Consider the following 3095-nt stretch of genomic DNA (forward strand, 5'->3'; position numbering starts at 1 on the left):
GCGGCGCCGGGGAGGCCGGGGGCGCCGGGGGCGCGGGCGAGGGGCTGGGGGCCGGCGTCGCGCTCGGGGTCGGCGTGGTCGGTGACGAGGTGGGGCTCGGACTCGGACTCGGACTCGGGCTCGGCGACGCGGTGGGGGTGGGCGACGGTGTAGGAGTGGGCGTCGGGGTGGGCGTCGGAGTCGGAGTCCGCGTGGCCGACGGCGTGGGCGTGGGGCTCGGGGTGGGTGTCGGACTCGGGCACGGGTGGTGATGGTGGTGATGGTGATGGTGGTGCCAGCCGTGGCCTCTGTACTCCTCATCCCCGTACTCGTCGTCGCCGTACTCGTCGTCCTGGTCCCTGCCGTCATGGCCCGGCCCGGCCTGCCCGGAACCACCGTGCCCCTCGACCGGCCGCCCGCTCTCGCTCCGCAGCCCCACCGGCCGCGAGGGCGAGGTGAAGGGCGGCGAGGGAAAGTGGGGCGAGGGGTGGGACGGCGACGGTAAGTGCGAGACGGTGGGCTTCGGGCCCGGCTTGTGCGTGTGGCAGGGGTGGTGCCCGTGCGGGGGCTTCGGTTCGTGGTGCCCGGGGCCGGAGCCCGGAGCGACGCTGACCCCGACCTGGACGTCCACGTCCACGCCGACGGTCACCTGCCCGCCCGGCCGTACCGATATCGAGACGTCGGTCTCCTCGCACACGCAGGTGTCCACCACCGGGCCGTGCGGGTACCCGCCGGAGTTCCCGGCACCGGAGGCGGTCGCACCGCCGACCAGCGCGCAGATCGCGACCACACCGGCCGTCGCGCCGATCAGCCGCACCCGCCGCCCGGGGGGCGTGCCCCCACCGCCGCCGCGCGGTATCCGGCGGATCTGCCGACGCTGGGGCATGGCTCCACTCACCTCTCGGGTCGTCCGGGGAGGACGGAACGGGCTCGGGCCGACCGGCCGCGACGGATTGGGCAGAACGAGTGAGAAAGATCGAATACGGTCGCAATCCCGACAGGAAATCCATCGGGCACGACCAGAAGTGATCAGACGCAGTCAGGCGGACGGCCCGCCTGCCGGGGCGGGCCGTCCGTCATCAGGTCAAACGATCTTCGAGCCGAGCGGTTACGGCCCGTGCTCGCGGGTTCTGCGCGCTCAGCTGCGGCGGTGCGCGATCTCCACGTTCTCCAGCACACCGACCGCGTCCGGCACCAGGATGGCGGCCGAGTAGTAGGCGCTGACCAGGTACGAGATGATCGCCTTCTCGTCGATGCCCATGAAGCGGACCGAGAGCGAGGGCTGGTACTCGTCCGGGATGCCGGTCTGGTGCAGGCCGATGACGCCCTGGTTGTCCTCACCGGTACGGATCACGAGGATCGAGCTCGTGTTCTCCTTGGTGATCGGGATCTTGTTGCACGGCAGGATCGGCACCCCGCGCCAGGCCGGCACCTGCTGCCCGCCGAGGTCGACGTGGGTGGGGTACAGCCCGCGGGCGTTGAACTCCCGGCCGATCGCGGCGATGGTCCGCGGGTGGGCGAGCAGGTAGTCGGGGTCACGGCGGCGGTTGAGCAGCTCGTCCAGGTCGTCCGGGGTGGGCGGGCCGGAGTGGGTCTGGATCCGCTGGTCGAAGTCGGCGTTGTTGAGCAGGCCGAACTCCGGGTTGTTGACGATCTCGTGCTCCTGGCGCTCGCGCAGGGCCTCGATCGTCAGCCGCAGCTGGTGCTCGGTCTGGTTCATCGGCTGGTTGTACAGGTCCGCGACGCGGGTGTGCACCTTGAGGACGGTCTGCGCGACGCTGAGCTCGTACTCGCGGGGCTTGAGCTCGTAGTCCACGAAGGCGCCGGGCAGTTCGTACTCGCCGTGGTGGCCGGCCGACATGGCGATCTCGGCCTCGCCACGCTCGTTCTGCGCCTGGAGCGGCAGGGCCAGGAAGGCCTGGAGGTGCTCCTGGAGGCTGGGCGCGTTGTCCCGGATGGCGGCGAAGTCCGCCCGGGTCAGCGTCAGTGCGACACCGGCGGTGGCCGTCTTGGCGGTGAACTCCCAGACGGCGTCGGGGTTCAGCAGCGCGTCGTCACCGAAGCGGTCGCCGTCGCCGGCCACGCCGACCACGGTGTCGTCGCCGTACTTGCCGGTGCCGATCTGGTTGATCTTTCCGTGGGCGATCAGGAAGATCTTGTCGGCGGCCTCGCCCTGGGTGGTGAGCACCTCGCCGGGGCCGAAGTCCCGCTGCTGGCAGCGGTCGGCCAGCGCGGCGAGGACGTCCTCGTCCTCGTAGCCGCGCAGCAGGGCCAGCTCGCCCAGCTCCGCCGGGATCACCCGGACCTGGGAGCCCGTCTTGATGAACTCGACCACGCCGTTGCCGACGGCGTAGGTGAGCCGACGGTTGACCCGGTAGGCGCCACCGGCCGCCTGCACCCAGGGGAGCACCTTGAGCAGCCAGCGGGAGGTGATCTCCTGCATCTGCGGTGCGGACTTGGTCGTGGTGGCAAGGTTTCGGGCAGCGGCCGTCGCAAGGCTCTGCTGCTTGGCCTGCACTGCCTCCGGGCTCGTGTCCACGGTCATCGGCAGGGCTCTCCGTTTCCTGTGATCGGGCACACGTCCAGGGGCACACCGGCCCGCCCTGGCGCATGCCACGACGGATCATCAGATCCGTGTGCTGGTGGGGGCGTTGGCGATTAACGCGAAGTGCGGCCACCGTCTCCCGGCGGCCCACCCGGAACCCTAGATCACCAGGGCCCGACGGAGCTCGCACAGAGCCCTTCTACCCCCCGATAGGGTGAATCTCGCCCAGTCCGCCCCCATGGCCCCACAAACTCCGGGAACATCCGTTCGCCCCTGCGGTCCCCGTGCCCCCAAAGGCCACCCCTCGCCGCCCGGGGTGCTGCCGGACGGCCCGGGGACCACCGACCGGCGTCAACCCGGCGCACCGTTCCGGCACTCCGATCGCCTGCACGGCGCGCCGCCGCGCGGGCCCTGGTCCACGGCCCACGGCCACGGCCCACGACGAAGGCGAAGGTCAACGCGAAACGCGAACGGCCCGTCGGGGGGCGGGCCGGGGGGGGCCGGCGCCCCCCCGGGGGACGGGGGGGGGGGGGGGGGGGTGCGCCCCGGGGGGGGTGGCGCCGCCCCGCGG

Annotated in this window: 1 protein-coding gene and 1 pseudogene; both read right to left on the reverse strand. The window is 72.3% G+C overall.

What is annotated here, in order from left to right; genetic code table 11:
* Positions 1 to 242 (reverse strand): annotated as a pseudogene (locus tag AB0E96_RS40070) (hypothetical protein); the annotation flags it as partial.
* An 875-nt stretch (positions 243 to 1117) separates the two neighbouring features.
* Entirely contained in the window at positions 1118 to 2524 is a 1407-nt protein-coding gene (locus tag AB0E96_RS40075; RefSeq protein WP_359831635.1) for a family 2B encapsulin nanocompartment shell protein, read from the reverse strand.
* Positions 2525 to 3095: the final 571 nt, after the last annotated feature.

The organism is Kitasatospora sp. NPDC036755 (genome assembly GCF_040636595.1).
Lineage (GTDB): Bacteria > Actinomycetota > Actinomycetes > Streptomycetales > Streptomycetaceae > Kitasatospora.